General features: G+C 62.3%; 14 protein-coding genes. 5 read left to right on the top strand and 9 right to left on the bottom strand.

The features are described 5' to 3' along the window. Nucleotides 1–65: 65 nt before the first annotated feature. Complete coding sequence (gene ptrR, locus ACKJSM_RS12000; protein WP_410237559.1) at nt 66–959, top strand: putrescine utilization regulator PtrR; 894 nt, start codon at nt 66–68, stop codon at nt 957–959. Between the two features lie 142 nt (nt 960–1,101). Then, nucleotides 1,102–1,230: a PA1414 family protein gene (locus tag ACKJSM_RS11995; RefSeq protein WP_003184145.1), complete on the top strand. Its 129-nt coding sequence runs from the start codon at nt 1,102–1,104 to the stop codon at nt 1,228–1,230. A gap of 93 nt (nt 1,231–1,323) precedes the next feature. Here the strand turns inward: ACKJSM_RS11995 and ACKJSM_RS11990 are convergent, their stop codons facing one another. The 6 genes from ACKJSM_RS11990 to speB all read right to left on the bottom strand — a co-directional run bounded on the left by ACKJSM_RS11990 (nt 1,324) and on the right by speB (nt 6,834). Further along, nucleotides 1,324–1,572 carry an acyl carrier protein gene (locus ACKJSM_RS11990; RefSeq protein WP_236182125.1) on the bottom strand — a complete coding sequence of 83 codons (249 nt, stop codon included), beginning with the start codon at nt 1,570–1,572 and terminating at the stop codon, nt 1,324–1,326. A 44-nt stretch (nt 1,573–1,616) separates the two neighbouring features. Beyond that, nucleotides 1,617–2,342, bottom strand: a complete 726-nt coding sequence (locus tag ACKJSM_RS11985) for an MBL fold metallo-hydrolase (RefSeq protein WP_410237557.1) — start codon at nt 2,340–2,342, stop codon at nt 1,617–1,619. A gap of 82 nt (nt 2,343–2,424) precedes the next feature. Continuing rightward, entirely contained in the window at nt 2,425–3,804 is a 1,380-nt protein-coding gene (locus ACKJSM_RS11980; RefSeq protein ID WP_410237555.1) for a sodium:solute symporter, read from the bottom strand. Nucleotides 3,805–3,883: 79 nt separating this feature from the next. Next, entirely contained in the window at nt 3,884–5,395 is a 1,512-nt protein-coding gene (locus tag ACKJSM_RS11975) for a purine-cytosine permease family protein (protein WP_236182128.1), read from the bottom strand. 55 nt (nt 5,396–5,450) lie between these two features. Continuing rightward, the gene (locus ACKJSM_RS11970) at nt 5,451–5,873 is read right to left on the bottom strand and encodes a YybH family protein (protein WP_236182129.1); all 423 of its coding nucleotides are present in this window, start codon (nt 5,871–5,873) and stop codon (nt 5,451–5,453) included. Between the two features lie 10 nt (nt 5,874–5,883). Then, nucleotides 5,884–6,834: an agmatinase gene (speB, locus tag ACKJSM_RS11965; RefSeq protein WP_236182130.1), complete on the bottom strand. Its 951-nt coding sequence runs from the start codon at nt 6,832–6,834 to the stop codon at nt 5,884–5,886. A 232-nt stretch (nt 6,835–7,066) separates the two neighbouring features. On the opposite strand from speB, the gene ACKJSM_RS11960 reads away from it, so the two are divergent. Further along, nucleotides 7,067–7,960 carry a LysR family transcriptional regulator gene (locus ACKJSM_RS11960; RefSeq protein WP_039772530.1) on the top strand — a complete coding sequence of 298 codons (894 nt, stop codon included), beginning with the start codon at nt 7,067–7,069 and terminating at the stop codon, nt 7,958–7,960. A gap of 4 nt (nt 7,961–7,964) precedes the next feature. Further along, nucleotides 7,965–8,558 carry a tRNA-uridine aminocarboxypropyltransferase gene (locus ACKJSM_RS11955; protein WP_410237552.1) on the top strand — a complete coding sequence of 198 codons (594 nt, stop codon included), beginning with the start codon at nt 7,965–7,967 and terminating at the stop codon, nt 8,556–8,558. Nucleotides 8,559–8,617: 59 nt separating this feature from the next. Here the strand turns inward: ACKJSM_RS11955 and ACKJSM_RS11950 are convergent, their stop codons facing one another. The 3 genes from ACKJSM_RS11950 to ACKJSM_RS11940 all read right to left on the bottom strand — a co-directional run bounded on the left by ACKJSM_RS11950 (nt 8,618) and on the right by ACKJSM_RS11940 (nt 13,682). Continuing rightward, nucleotides 8,618–9,979, bottom strand: a complete 1,362-nt coding sequence (locus ACKJSM_RS11950) for an HlyD family type I secretion periplasmic adaptor subunit (RefSeq protein ID WP_236182132.1) — start codon at nt 9,977–9,979, stop codon at nt 8,618–8,620. Nucleotides 9,980–9,989: 10 nt separating this feature from the next. Beyond that, the gene (locus tag ACKJSM_RS11945; RefSeq protein ID WP_410237551.1) at nt 9,990–12,152 is read right to left on the bottom strand and encodes a type I secretion system permease/ATPase; all 2,163 of its coding nucleotides are present in this window, start codon (nt 12,150–12,152) and stop codon (nt 9,990–9,992) included. 171 nt (nt 12,153–12,323) lie between these two features. Beyond that, nucleotides 12,324–13,682, bottom strand: a complete 1,359-nt coding sequence (locus ACKJSM_RS11940) for a TolC family outer membrane protein (RefSeq protein ID WP_236182134.1) — start codon at nt 13,680–13,682, stop codon at nt 12,324–12,326. 532 nt (nt 13,683–14,214) lie between these two features. Here ACKJSM_RS11940 and ACKJSM_RS11935 point away from each other — a divergent pair. Continuing rightward, nucleotides 14,215–15,638: retention module-containing protein (locus ACKJSM_RS11935; RefSeq protein WP_410237549.1), on the top strand; the 1,424-nt coding region annotated here is incomplete at its 3' end.

The following is a 15,638-nucleotide window of genomic DNA, read 5'->3' as shown; positions in this document are numbered from 1 at the left end:
GACTGATTGACTTTCTTTAAAATTGAATAATAGTGAGCAACTTGTTCTGTTCAGGAGAAAAGGTTGTGGAGTTCAGCCAATTGCGGATCTTCCAGGCCGTGGCGGAGGAGGGCTCGATCACCCGCGCCGCCGAACGTTTGCATCGGGTGCCGTCGAACCTGTCGACCCGGCTTAAACAGCTGGAGGAGCAACTGGGTGTCGAACTGTTCGTTCGTGAGCGTCAGCGTTTGCAGTTGTCGCCTGCGGGAAAAGTCCTGCTGGACTACACCGGCAAACTGTTCGCCCTGCGCGATCAGGCCAGTGCAGCGGTGATGGGCGGGCAACCGGCGGGGGATTTCGTGCTCGGCACCCTGTACAGCACGGCGGCGATCCATTTGCCGGCGCTTTTGGCGCGCTATCACAAGCAGTACCCGGCGGTGAATCTGCAGGTGCAGTCCGGGCCCAGTGGCGAATTGCTCGAAGGGTTGCTCACCGGGCGCCTCGACGCCGCGCTGGTGGACGGCCCGCCACAACTGGCCGGGATCGACGGTGTGCCGCTGTGCAACGAGCGGCTGGTGCTGATCAGCGAGGCCGATCACCCGCCGGTGCGCAGCGCCAGGGATGTTGAAGGGCGGGCGGTGTTCACCTTTCGCCATGGCTGCGCCTATCGCGCGCGGCTGGAAGCGTGGTTCGCCCACTATCAGGCGGCGATGGGCCGGGCGATGGAGATCGAGTCCTATCAGGGCATGCTCGCCTGCGTGATCGCCGGCAGCGGAGTGGCGCTGATGTCGGAGTCGATGCTCGCCAGCCTGCCGGGGCGCGAAAGCGTGGCGGTGCATCCGCTGGCTGAGCCTTTTGCCAGTGCGACAACATGGCTCATGTGGCGGCGGGGCATGGCCGGTGCCAACCTCAATGCCTGGATCGAACAGCAGCAGGCGCTCTATCCCGTGGCTGGCGAGGACGTGCGGGAAACGGCTTGAACGAACGGTCAGGGATTTGGATCAATTCAGTAACAGATCATTGCGGATTTGGCCGAGCATTGCGTAGGACTTCGGACTATTATCAGTGCGAAGCGGCCTCAGAATTCCGGACGCTCAGCACCACCCTGAAGGGGGCATGACGATGAAAGAGAAAATTCAAAACTGGCTGCACGATTTGGGTGTTGCCCTCGGCTTGATCGAACCGCCTCTGCAACCGGTCCCGATTCGCACCGATGACGAACAGCGTCGGCGTCAGCCACGTCGGCGGTAATGCCCCGCTTTGAAGGATCAAAGGATTTAAACGACAAGAGATCGCCTCCGGCTGTCGCTCCACGGAGTGGCGGCCGGAGGCGATTTTTTGTTTTCAGTGACGCTCGATTTCCATCAGAAACCGGCTCAGGTCATTCACGGTTTTCGCGGTCTTGAGCATCCGGTCCTCTTCGGCGGTGAAGGCCGTCAGTCCGAATTCGTCTTCCAGATGGAAGATCAGATCTTCGATATCCGCTTTTTCCAGCCCCAGTTGCGCAAGGCTGGTGTGGTCGTCGAATTCACGGTTTTCCAGCAGGCGCAGGATGAACCGGTGCACGGCAGCACGCACGGCAGCTCTTCTCATGGCAGATCTTTACTGTGGTTGACCTGATTGAAGTACAGCAGGCCTCAGGCGTGCCGACGCAACCATTCGTCAATCATCCCGCGCAGATGCGCGCCGGAAAAACTGCCGAAGTGCCCGCCATGCACCGTGCGGATCTTCAGCCCTTGCAAGCGCCGCAGGCTGGCGGCGTAGTCGTCGAGGTTGGAATGGTAGGCGTCCTCGATCAACGGCCCGTCGTAAATGATGTCGCCGCTGAACAGGGTTTCGCTGGCCGCTTCGTAGAGGCTGATCCCGCCCGGTGAATGTCCCGGCGTGTGCAGCACCTGCAGCGTGCGATTGCCCAGGTCCAGCACATCGCCGTCCTCGACAAACCCGCTGGCCGGTGCCGCCTTGACCCGGTATTCGGCGTAACACAACGGGCAGTCCGGGTGCGCCTCGAACATGTCGTCGCCGACGAATGCCCGGCTCAGATCGTTCTCGCCATCCGGCGCTGCAAGGATGTCCGCCTCGGCGGGATGCACCAGCCGTTCGGCAAACTCGTGATGCCCGGCGATGTGGTCGAAATGGCAATGACTGGCCACCGCCACCAGCGGCCGCTCGGTCAGCCACGGCAGTTGCTCGCGCAGGCTGACCAGCCCGGAACCGCTGTCGAGCAACAGATCCTTGTCCCGCCCCTGAACATGCCAGAGGTTGCAGCGGTAGAAGGGACGGATGTACGGCTCGTGAATCAGGCGAATGCCGCCGCTCAGGGTTTGCACTTCGAACCACTGATCGCGAGAAACAATCTTCATAGGCACTTTCCTTGAGACGAAAAAAACGGGTGTGGCAACCGACGCCACACCCGCCGAAGAAAGTTGTTGCTACCGCTTCAGCTTAGATCGTGCTCGCCACGGTCGCCGGGCGACGGGAAAACAGGCTGACCAGCACAAAACTCACCAGACCCACCGCCAGGCTGTAGTAGATCGGGGTATTGGCATCCAGACCGTCCTTGAACATGAACAGCAGGGCAGTGGCGAAACCCAGGCCCATGCTGGCGATGGCGCCGGCGGTGGTCGCGCGTTTCCAGAAGATCGCGCCGATCAGCGGGATCAGCATGCCGCCCACCAACAGGTTGTAAGCCAGGGTCAGGGCGCTGATCACGTCGTTGACCACCAGCGCGATGCCCAGCACCACGACACCGGTCAGCAGGGTGAACAGACGGTTCACACCCAGGCTCGACTGTTTGCCGCCACGCAGTTTCGGCAGCAGGTCTTCGGTCAGGGTAGTGGCGGCGGCGAGCAGGCCGGCGCTGGCGGTGGACATCATGGCGGCCAATGCAGCAGCGATCACCAGGCCACGGATGCCGTCCGGCAGCGACAGTTTGACGATCGCGGCGAAGGCGTTGTTGACGTTGTCCAGATCCGGGATCAGCACGTGCGCCGCCATGCCGATCAGGGCACAGGCCAGACCGTAGAGGATGCAGTAGATGCCCGCGAAGCTACCGGCGTACTGAGCCACTTTTTCGTTCTTGACGGTGAACACCCGTTGCCAGATGTCCTGACCGATCAGGATGCCGAAGAAGTAGATCATGAAGTAGGTGATGATCGTGTCCCAGCCGATGGTGGTGAAGTTGAAGGCGGTGGCCGGCAGTTTCAGCACCAGTTCATCCCAGCCGCCGACTTTGTACAGGCAGATTGGCAACAGGATGAACATCAGGCCGACGGTCTTGATGATGAACTGGACGATGTCGGTCAGGGTCAGCGACCACATGCCGCCGATGGCCGAGTACACCACGACCACGCCACCGCCGAGCAGTACCGAAATCCAGAATGGCAGGCCAAACAGCACTTGCAGCACGGTGCCGATGGCGAGGATCGAGGTCACGCCGATCATCAGCGCGTAGGCCAGCATGATCGCCGCGCTCGCCGAGCGGGCCATCGGGTTGTAGCGTTTTTCCAGGACCTGGGTGACGGTGTAGATCTTCAGTTTCAGCAGCGGCTTGGCCAGGAACAGGTTCAGCGCCACGATGCCGCAACCCAGTGCCGCGCACAGCCAGAAACCGGAAATGCCGTGCACATAGCCCAGGCGCACGGTGCCGACGGTGGACGCGCCACCCAGAACGGTCGCGGCCATGGTGCCCATGTACAGGCTCGGACCGAGGTTGCGCCCGGCGACCAGGAAGTCCTCGTTGGTCTTGGCCTTGCGCATGCCGAAGTAGCCGAGCAAGAGCATGCCGGCGGCGTAGATGAGGACGACGAATAAATCCAAAGCCATGATGGCGTGTCTCCGATTGTCTTTTTTATGGGGTGGAACACTGTGGGAGAAGGCTGACCCCCACAGGCAATTCGTTTATTCAGGCGGCCTGACGCAGCGCCGCTTCAGCCGGCGCGTGCGCGCCTTTGCTCCTTGGATCCTTCGGGCCGTAAACCAGCGCCGGTTCCGGGAACAGGCTCAGCAGCATCAGGTACATCACCGAGGCCAGACCGAGGGTCACCAGCAGGCTGATGTCGATGCCGCCGGCCAGTTCACCGAGCGGGCCGACGAACTGCCCCGGCAGGTTGACGAAGCACAGGCCGACCGCCGCGCTCGGGATCCACGCGCCCAGACCGCGCCAGTTCCAGCCGTGGCTGAACCAATAGCGTCCGCCTTGCTCACCGCGAGTGAACACTTGCAGGTCGTCCGGGCAGTAGAAGCCGCGACGCACCACCAGGCCGATGATCATGATCACCATCCATGGGGTGGTGCAGGTGATGATCAGCACCGCGAAAGTCGACACGCTCTGCACCAGGTTCGCCGCGAAGCGCCCGATGAAGATGAAGGCAATCGACAGCACGCCGATCAGCAACGTCGCCTTGACTCGCGACAGCAGGCGCGGGAACACGCTCGACATGTCCAGCCCGGTGCCGTACAGCGAGGTGGTGCCGGTGGACATGCCGCCGATCACTGCAATCAGGCACACCGGCAGGAAGAACCAGCTCGGCGACACCGCCAGCAGACCGCCCACGTAGTTGTTGGCCGCGATGTAGTCCGGCGCCTGGATCGCCACGATGGTCGCGGTGGTCAGGCCGAACAGGAACGGGATGAAGGTGGCGATCTGCGACAGAATCACCGCCGCCATGATCCGCTGCCGCGAGGTTGCACGCGGGATGTAGCGGGCCCAGTCGCCGAGGAACGCACCGAAGGAAATCGGGTTGCTCATGGCCACCAGCGCGGCGCCGATGAACGCGGCCCAGAAGCCCGGTTGGCCGAGGCTGACGGTGCCGGCGTAGTGCGAATCGAAGGGACCGGCGAAGGCAAAGATGCCCAGCAGGAACAGCAGGCTCGCGCTCCACACCGCGACCTTGTTCACCCACAGCAGGAAGCGGAAGCCGTAGATGCACACGGTCAGCACCAGAATCGCGAACAGACCGTAGGCCAGGCCCAGGGTCAGGTCGGTTTCCGGCAGACCGATCAGGCGTTTTGCACCACCGATCAGCGCATCCCCCGAACTCCACACCGAGAGCGAGAAGAAGGCGATGGCGGTCAGCAGCGACAGGAACGAACCGACGATCCGCCCGTGCACGCCGAAGTGCGCACCGGACGACACGGCATTGTTGGTGCCGTTGAGCGGGCCGAACAGGCCCATCGGTGCGAGGATCAGCGAGCCAAGCAGCACGCCCGAGACAATCGCCCAGACGCCGGCCTGAAAGGACAGGCCGAACAACACCGGGAAACTGCCGAGCACGGCGGTGGCAAAGGTATTCGCGCCGCCGAAGATCATGCGGAACAAGTCCACGGGACCGGCGGTGCGTTCGTTGTCCGGGATCTGTTCGACCCCGTGGGTTTCAATCTGCGTAAGGCTTTGGTCGTTGTTGTTGTTATTCATGATCTGCTCCGATCATAAAGGCGCGCTCATCGTGCGTGAGGCGTCACCTGTTTGGCTAAGGGGGTGGCAGCCCTTCCGGCATTGCGGACAAATGTTCGTGGCAGGCCAGCCAATGGCCTTGTTGTTCTAGGCTCGACGCTTGTTTCCTGAAAACAATCGTCTCGCGCTCCTGGCTGAAGTGTTGCTCCCCTTGCATGCGCAGCTCGGTGGCCACGTCATGAATGAAAATCGCCACGTCACCCTGCAGGCTGACAAAGGCGTTGCTCGAGGTGCAGGACAGCACCTCAAAGCCATCCTCGGCGCGCCAGCTGTCCCACAACGCCTGATAGGCATCGCGCGACAGCAGGGGCTGTTCGAGGGTGTAGAACACGAAGCTGGCATCGGCGCTGAACGCGCCGAAGTACGCTTCGCGATCGTTGCGGGCGAAGGCGGACACCAGATCGGCGGCCGCTTTCAGAACCTGATCACGTTCGTGCATGACCCGACCCTCAGCGGTGGACCACGCCCGGCAGTACGCAGAGCATTTCGTACAGCAGGTTGGCGGCCAGCAGCGAGGTGTTGCCGGTGGTGTCATAAGCGGGCGAGACTTCTACCAGATCGCAGCCGATCAGGTCGAGGCCCTGGCAGCCGCGAACGATTTCAATCGCCTGAATGGTCGTCAGACCGCCGATTTCCGGGGTGCCGGTGCCCGGCGCCCAGGCCGGGTCAATGCCGTCGATGTCGAAGCTCAGGTACACCGGGCCGCCACCGACTTTCTCGCGCACTTCGGCCATCAGCGGTGCCAGCGACTGGTGCCAGCACTCTTCGGCCTGCACCACGCGGAAGCCCTGATCGCGGCTCCAGTTGAAGTCGTCAGCGGTATAGCCCTGTGCCCGCAGACCGATCTGCACCACGCGGTCGCAGTCCAGAAGACCTTCCTCGACCGCACGACGGAAGGTCGTACCGTGGGCGATTTTCTCGCCGAACATGTGATCGTTGACGTCAGCATGAGCATCGATGTGCACCAGACCGACCTTGCCGTGCTTTTTGTGGATGGCGCGCAGGATCGGCAGGGTGATGGTGTGGTCGCCACCCAGGGTCATCGGAATCACGTTGTGCTCGAGGATGTTGTCGTAGGCTTCTTCGATGATGCGCACGGCATCGAGCAAGTTGAAGGTGTTGATCGCCACGTCACCGATGTCGGCGACCGACAGCGAATCGAACGGTGCAGCGCCGGTGGCCATGTTGTACGGGCGGATCATCACCGATTCGGTGCGGATGTCGCGCGGCCCGAAGCGGGTGCCGGGGCGCAGCGAAGTACCGATGTCCAGTGGCACGCCGACGAAGGCGGCGTCCAGGCCGGCAGCGGTCGGTACATGGGGGAGTCGGAGCATGGTGGCGATGCCGCCGAAGCGCGGCATTTCGTTGCCGCCCAGTGGTTGGTGAAGAATCTTGTCCACGGGTAGGGCCTCATCGTCTTTGTTTTATTTATGTCGGCGCACCGCATTCGCAAGGTCACGGCCACCGCTGTGGGCCGATTCTGCGAAATGTAGTGGGGCGGAAGAATCGCTACGGGCAAATACTTAGTTCAGAAATTTCTAAACTAATGAGAGGTAGATGGATAGACTTCTCGCTGATCGTTCCCACGTGGAGCGTGGGAACGATCTATGGAGAACGATCCTTGGAGTAGACATGGCCAACGCTTTACCCGACCTGAAACTGTTGCGCATCTTTGTCAGCGTCGTGCGCCATCAGGGGTTTGCCAACGCGCAGCAGGAACTCAACCTGTCGACTTCGGCGATCAGCACCTACATGAGCCAGCTCGAAGCCGCGCTGGGTCTGGTGCTGTGCCATCGCGGGCGCGGCGGTTTCAGCCTGACCAGCAAGGGCGAGCTGTTCCATCAGGAAACCCTGCGCCTGCTGGCCGAGCTCGAAGGTTTCGAGCAATACGCCGCCGCGCTCAAGGGTGAATTGCGCGGCACCCTCAATCTGGGGGTGATCGACTCCACGGTCAGCGACAAGGCCTTGCCGTTCGCCGAAGCCATCGGTGCCTACAGCCAGGAACACCCGGCGGTGCATTTGCATCTGTCGGTGATGAGCCCCTACGAACTGCAACTCGGCGTGCAGGACAATCGCCTCGACCTGGCCATCGGGGCGTTTTCCACGCGCATGAGCGGTCTGGTGTACATGCCGCTGTATCGCGAACAGCATTGGCTGTATTGCAGCAACCGGCACCCGCTTTTCAACGAACGGCGGATTCCCGAACAGGTCATCACCCAGCAACGCATGGTCGGACGCGGTTACTGGAGCCAGGCCGAACTGGCCCGTCACGGTTTCAAACACAGCGCCGCGACCGTGGAAAGTATGGAAGCGCAGCTGATTCTGGTGCTGTCCGGCGCCTACATCGGTTACCTGCCGGAGCACTACGCCCAGGCCTGGGCCGACAAGGGCGACCTGCGGGTGCTGCTGCCGGCCACCTTCGGCTATCAGGCGCCGTTTTCCATGATCATGCGCCGTGGCCGCAGCCGCGAGCCGCTGATCCAGACCTTCCGCGACTTGCTCAAAGCGCAGCTCAATCAGGCATAAGACAATGTCCAGACCCCAATGCCCGCGCTGCCTGCGCCCACAAAACCACTGCCTGTGCCCGCTGATCCCGAGCCTCGACAGTCGCACCCGGGTGTTGCTGTTGCAGCATCCGAGCGAGGTCAGTCACGCGCTCAACACCGCTCGGCTGGCGGCGCTCGGTTTGAACAATGCCGAACTGATCGTCGGCGAGGTGTTCGAGGATCTGCCCGCGCTGTTGAATCGCCCGGGGTATCGGGCGCGGTTGCTGTTTCCGGCGGACGATGCGCAGCCGATGCAGGCTTACGCCGCGTCCGATGAGCCGCTGTTGCTGGTGGTGCCGGACGGCACCTGGCGCAAGGCGCGCAAGATGCTGCACCTCAATCCCTTGCTGGCGGCGTTGCCACGGGTGACGCTGGCGGAAGGCGGGGTTTCGCGGTATCGGCTGCGCAAGGCACCGGGGCCGGGGGCGTTGTCGACGATCGAGGCGATTGTGCAAGCGTTGCAGACGCTGGAAGCGCCAGCGTCGTTCGAGCCGCTGCTCAAACCGTTCGAGGCGCTGATCGAGGGGCAGATTGCGGCGATGGGGGAGGCGACTTTCCAGAAGAATCACGGAGGCTGATCGGACGGGTACTGATCGTTCCCACGCGAAGCGTGGGAACGATCACAAGCTCCGGATAATTAGCGTTCGCGCATCGCCTCGGTCCGGGCCTTGAGCACCGGTTTGAGCAGGTAATCCAGCACGCTTTTCTCCCCGGTGATGATGTCCACCGTCGCCACCATCCCCGGAATGATCAGCAGCGGTTTCACATCCCCGCCCAGGTGGTTTTTGTCGGTGCGCACCTGGATCAGGTAGAAGCTGTTGCCCTTGTCATCGGTAATCGTGTCGGCACCGATCAGCTCAAGTCTGGCGCTGAGCCCGCCATAGATCGTGTAGTCGTAGGCGCTGAACTTGACCATGGCTTTCTGGCCCGGATGCAGGAACGCCACGTCCTGCGGTCGGACCTTGGCTTCGATCAGCAGGTTGTCTTCCAGCGGCACGATTTCTACCATGTCGCTGCCCGGCTGCACCACGCCGCCGATGGTGTTGACCTTCATTTGCTTGATCACCCCATGCACCGGCGAGGTCACGGTGGTGCGGCTGACGCGGTCGTCGATGGCGATGCTCGACGCGGTGATTTTCGACAGGTCGGTGCGTTTCTCGTTGAGCTCCTTGGCCGCTTCGGAGCGGAAGGTCTGTTCCGATTCGTCGATCTTGCTGCGGATCTCGGCGATGGCCGATTCGGCACGGGGAATCGCCAGTGTCGTGGCGTTCAATGAACCGCGAATTTCCACGGCGCTGCGCTTGAGCCGCAGGATCTCCACCGGCGACACGGCACCGGTCTTGACCAGTGGTTCGGACATGTTCATTTCCTGGTTGACCAGCGCCAGGCTCGAACTGTATTGCCCCTGTTTCGAGCGAAACTCCGCCAGCTCCTGAGTCTTCTGCCGCAGTTGTTCACTCAGAGTGCGCTGTTCGCTGGCCAGCCGCCGTTGCCGTTGTTCGTACAGCGACCGCTCGTCCTCAGCCACTTGCGGGGCCTTGGCGATCACCTCGTCCGACAGCTTGAACGGCCGGCCTTCGGCTTCGGCGGACAAGCGTTCGACCTGTGCGGTCAGGGCATAGCGATCGGCCTCGCTCTCACCCTTGTTCGACAGAAACCGCGTGTCGTCCAGGCGCAGCAGTTTGTCGCCCTTGTCGACCATCTGCCCTTCGCGCACGAAGATCTCGGTGACGATCCCGCCCTCGAGGTTCTGGATCACCTGGACTTTGCTCGACGGAATCGCCTTGCCTTCGCCCATGGTCACTTCCTGCAACACCGCGAACTTGGCCCAGACCAGCGCACTGATGAGCAGCGCCGCTGCCAGCCACACGGTAATCCGCGACCAGCGCGGCGAGTCCTGCAACGAAGCGCTGGCCGTTTCCGGCATGAATTCGGCTTCGGCGCTTTTACCGAAACTGTCGAAGTACCCGCGGGGTTTTGAAGAGGAGGAAGCAGACATGGGGCAACTCCTAGACCGCTGCCGAGCCGACCCGGCCCTTGCGCAGTGCATCGATGACCGCTTCTTTCGGACCGTCGGCGACGATCCGGCCGTTGTCCAGCACCAGCAACCGGTCCACCAGGCTCAGCATCGAGGTGCGGTGGGTGACCAGCAGCAAGGTTTTGCCCTGCACCCAGCCGTGCAGTTTCTGGCGCAGGACGTCTTCGCTGCTGTTGTCCATGGCGCTGGTGGGTTCGTCGAGCAGCATGATCGGCGGGTCGAGCAACAGCGCCCGCGCCAGCAACACCGCCTGACGCTGGCCACCGGAGAGCAATTGCCCGCGCTCGCCCACCGGCCGGTCGAAGCCTTGCGGATGCTGCCGGGCCAGCTCGGTGACGCCGGTCAGTTCGGCCACTTCGAGCATCCGTGAGTCGCTGATATAGCGGGCGCCGAGGGTCAGGTTGTCGCGCAGGCTGCCGGCCAGCAGCGGCAGGTCATGGGCGACGTAACCGATCTGCTGGCGCAGGTCGGCGACATCCAGTTGCCGCAGGTCGAGACCGTCGAGCAGCAATTGGCCTTCTTCCGGTTCATAGAAACCCATTACCAGCCGCGCCAGGGTGCTTTTGCCCGAGCCGCTGCGGCCGATGATGCCGATCCGTTCACCGGGTTTGACGCTGAAGCTGACGTTGCTCAGAGCCGGGGCGTTCTGGCCGTTGTAGTGGAAGGTCACCGCGTTGGCCTCCAGCGCGCCTTGCAGTTGCGTGCGCTCCAGTGGCCGTTGTTTGCCATCGCGCTCCTGGGGCAGGGACATCAGCGCGTCGGTGCTTTTCATGGTCAGTTGCGCTTGCTGGTAACGGGTAATCAGCCCGGCGATCTGGCCGAGCGGCGCGAGCACGCGGCTGCCGAGCATGTAAGTCGCCACCAGTGCGCCGACGCTGAGATTGCCGGCGATGATGCTGTAGACCCCGGCCACAATCGTCGCCATCCCCGAAAACTGCTGGATGAACAACGTGCCGTTGGTGGCCAGCGCCGAGAGGTTGCGCGCATGGCTGTCGAGGCGGGTGAGGGCGCCGTGGGTGCTTTCCCATTTGTGCTGGCGCTCGCTTTCGGCGCTGCACGCCTTGAGGGTTTCCAGGCCACCGAGGGTTTCGATCAGCAACGCCTGACGCTCGGCGCCGAGGCTCAGGCTTTTCTGCACGGTGTCGCGCAGACGGGCCTGAATGATCATTGCGAAAACAATGGTGATCGGAAACGCCAGCAACGGAATCACCACCAGCCAGCCACCGAGCAGGCCGATGACCACCAGCATCAACACCACGAAGGGCAGGTCGATCAGGCTGGTCAGGGTCACGGCAGTGAGAAACTCCCGCAGGCCCTGGAAGTCGTGAATGCTCTGGGCGAAACCGCCGATGGTCGCCGGCCGGGCCTTCATCGCCATGCCGGTGATGCGCTCGAATAAGGTCGCGGAAAGGATCACATCGGTTTTTTTGCCGGCAGTGTCCAGCAGGTGCGCGCGCACCACGCGCAGCACCAGTTCGAACCCGGTGCCGATCAGCAGACCGATCGCCAATACCCACAGGGTCGACGTGGCCTGGTTCGGCACCACGCGGTCGTAGGTCTGCATGACGAACAGCGGCACCATCAGGCCCAGCAGGTTGATCAGGAAGCTGGCGAGGATCGCGTCGCTGTACAGCCATTTCGACAGCTTCAGGGTGTCGCGAAACCACGCCTGCACCCGTGGCACCAACGGTGAACGCAGGTCTTCCAGTTCATGCCGTGGGCGGGCGAACAAGGCCTGGCCGCTGTAGTGTTCGGTGAGCTCTTCGCGGCTGACCCATTGCTCGCCGCCGTCGGCTTCACTGGGCAGGATCAGCGCCTTGCCGTCTTCGCTAAAGCGCCGCAGCACCGCCGTGCGCCCGTTATCCAGCAGCAACAGTACCGGCAGGTTCAGCGGTGAAATGTCCTTGAGTTCCCGGCGCAGCAAGCGCGCCTGCAACCCGGCCCGGGCTGCGGCGCGGGGCAGCAGGTCCAGGCTCAGGCGTTGTTTGTCCAGGGGCAGCCCGGCGCTCAGGCTGGCGCGGCTGACCGTCGCGCCGTGGAGTTTGCAGAGGATCAACAGACCGTCGAGCAACGGGTCATCGAAGCTCAGCCGCGGATCGATCCCGGTGTTCCCGCCTCCGGCCATGCTGGTCATATTGATCGCTCCCCTGTTACCGCTTCATTGGGATTACTTGATCGTTCCCACGTTCTGCGTGGGAATGCCTCTAGGGACGCGGAGCGTCCAGTGACGCGGAGCATCACGGGCTGCATTCCCACGCGGACGGTTCGACGTGGGAACGATCAGACACAGCCTTCGACAGAGTGGTTATTTCAGCTCGGGCAGGCGTGCTTCGTTCTTCACCTCGGTCGCGGCAATCGCATCGGCGGGCAGCACGACCCGTTGCTTGCTCAACAACTGGCCCATGTTCGCCAGCACGCGGTACATCGAATATTCCTCGGTGTAGCGGATTTCGGTGTAGCGACGGTTGGCGTTGTACAGCTCGTTTTCACTGTCGAGCACGTCCAGCAGGGTGCGCTGACCGAGGCCGAACTGATCCTGATAGGCGGCGCGTACGCGCTTGGTGGTCTCGGCGTATTCGCGGGCGGTCGGGGTCTGTTTCCTGGCGTTGAGCATGGCGTTCCAGGCCAGATGAATGTTCTCGTTGAGCTGGCGCAGGGCGTTGTTGCGGATGTCCATCGCCTGGTTGATCTGGTGCGCGTCGGAGGCCAGTCGCGCCTTATCGCTGCCGCCACGGAACAGGTTGTAGTTCATCACCACGCCGACCCGCCATTCGTTGTCGTGGCCCTCGTCGCCCTGCACGTTGTTGTTGGCACCGACGGCCGCTTCTGCGTCGAAGCGTGGGTAGAACGGCGACTTGGCAACTTCATATTGGCTCTCGGCCGATTGCACGTCGGCCTGGGCGGATTTCAGGTACGGGTTGTTCTCGACCATGCTCTGCTGGGCTTCAGGCAGGGTGGCGGGCAATTCGCCGCGGGTCGAGGCCGGGGTCTCCAGCTCATCGGGCATGCGTCCGACCACGCTGTAGAAGTTCGACTCGGCGTCGGCCAGATCGACTTCGGCGGTGTCGAGGTTGTTCTGCGCCAGCGCCTTACGGGCCACCGATTGATCGGAGTCGGCGGTGCTGCCCACCCCGCGCTCGGTGCGCAGGCCGATCTGGTCGTTGACCCGCAAGTGCGCCTGCAGGTTGTTCTTGGCCAGGGTCACCAGTTCGCGACGCTTGAGCACTTCGAGGTAGACCTCGATGGTGCGCAGGGCCAGGTCCTGGGCGGTGCCTTGTGCGTAATAGGCACGCGAGTTGGAAACGCCCTTGGTGCGCTCGACCTCGTTGGCGGTGTTGAAGCCGTCGAACAGCATCTGCCGCAGACGCAGCTCGGACTGGGTGTAGTTGAGGATTTCGGTGTGATGGTTACCGAAGGCCCGGGTATTGGTGTTGTCGCTGTAACCACGCCCGTAAGAAGCGTTCAGATCCACCGACGGATAGAAGCCGCCCTTGGCAACCTTCACCTGTTCATCAGCCGACAGGCGCGCATCCACGCGCGAAGCCAGTTCGGGGTGAGTGGCGATGGTGCTCTGGATCGCTTCGGTGAGGTTCATGGCCTGGGCTTGGGAAGTGCAAGCCATGGCCAGCAAAACCGCGCTGCAGAGGGGGGTTAGTACGCGCATGGGGTGCATCTCCCTGAGTCCTGATGGTGTTCCGCTGTCGCCAATTTATTGACGATATTTTTAGTAGAAAGCGTTTCATGCTTGTAACAACAGAGCTAAGAACATCCTGAAGCGTAGCTAAGAAAAAATTTTCATATGGGTTATGCCAAAAAAAACTTATGCGGTTGGCCAAATCCAGCACATTGTTCCACTCGAAAGCCTTTGTTTTATGCGCGTCAGGGAGCACAGAAAGGCTTGAGGAAAGTTCCACTCACTTTGCGACATACGGCGAAGTACTGCTAAAGGGGAGGGACGCGTAGCGGCTGATGAGCGACATTTTTTTGTCACTCGGGTGATTCACCACCGTTACGTAGCGTTAGTGGGCCTGCTGCAATGAACAGAGATTCCAAGTGCCTGACGGCGCTGGCGTTTCCGGATTTGCGCAACCTGCGAAACGAACTGTCGAGGTGCGAGCGTCGCCCCGACAACCCGCTTGAGCCATGGGCTGCTTCGCGAACCAGCGCCGACGGTGGTCGGCAGCGGAGGAATGCACATGGCAACGCTCATCGGGATCGTCACTAAAGTCATTGGTCAGGTTTTCGCTCAGTCGGCGGACGGCACGCGTCGCGCACTGGTCGAAGGCGATCGTCTGTTTGCAGGGGATCAATTGATCACCGGGGCGCAGGGCGCGGTTGCCGTCCATCTGCAAAACGGCCAGGAACTGACCCTCGGCCGCGACAGCAGCCTGACCATGACCGGCCAGTTGCTCGCCGATCAGGCGGCCCACGTCAATGCCCCGGAAGCGGTGACCCCGAGCGAGTCGCAACTGACCGACGTCGAACAGATCCAGAAAGCCATTGCCGCCGGCGATGACCCGACCCAGACCGCCGAAGCGACGGCGGCCGGGCCCGGCGCCACCGGTGGTGCGCCGGGCGCGCTGGGTGGCGGCCACAGTTTTGTGTTGCTGACCGAAGTGGCGGGCCGGGTCGATCCGGTCATCGGTTTCCCCACGGCCGGTTTCAACGGTATTCCCGAGTTTCCCGAAGAACGCCATAACGCTGTGATCGACAACGGTGACGGCCAGGCCGCCCCGATTGTTCCGCCACCACCGCCAGTCAACAACCCCGTCACACTCACCGGGCTGTCTGTTGCCGGTGGCGAATTGAATCTCAACGAAGCCAATCTGCCCGACGGTTCTGCCGCCAACCCTGGCGCGCTGACCCAGACCGGCAGCTTCACGGTGTCGGCGCCGGACGGCCTGAGCAGCCTGAGCATCGGTGGCATCAATGTGATTGTCGGCGGCGTGCCGATCGGTTTCCCGCAATCGATCACCACCCCACTGGGCAACACCCTGACCATCACCGGCTACAACCCGGCCACCGGCACGGTCAGCTACAGCTACACCCTCAACGGCAACGAAACCCACGCGGCGGGCGACGGTGCCAATAATCTCAGCGAACAGTTCACTGTGATTGCCGGCGACAGCAATGGCGACAAGGCGACTGGCACGCTCGACGTCAACATTACCGACGATGTCCCGAAAGCGTTCGATGACAACAATGGCACGGCGTCAGAGACCCAACTGACCCTGACCGGCAACGTGCTGACCAATGATGTGCAAGGCGCCGACCGTGTGCCCGTCGGCGAAAACGCCGGCCCGATCACCGCCGGCACGTTCACCGGGACTTACGGCACGTTGGTGCTCAACGCCAACGGCACGTACACCTACACCCTCAACACCAACGATGCAGACTTCAAGAACCTGCACGGCGGTGGCAACGGCACCGAGACTTTCACTTACACCCTGACCGATGCCGACGGCGACACCAGCACCGCCAACCTTGTGTTGCAAATCCACAACAACGACGACCCGGTGATCATCAACGGCCTCGACGTGAACGGCGGCGAACTCACCGTCTACGAAAAAAACCTCGGCGACGGCAGCAGCCCCGATGCTCCAGCCCTGACCCAAAGCGG

Source organism: Pseudomonas sp. PHC1 (genome assembly GCF_046487845.1).
Lineage (GTDB): Bacteria > Pseudomonadota > Gammaproteobacteria > Pseudomonadales > Pseudomonadaceae > Aquipseudomonas > Aquipseudomonas sputi.
Note: the sequence above shows the minus strand (reverse complement) of the source record. Positions and strands in the feature narration are given on the sequence as shown.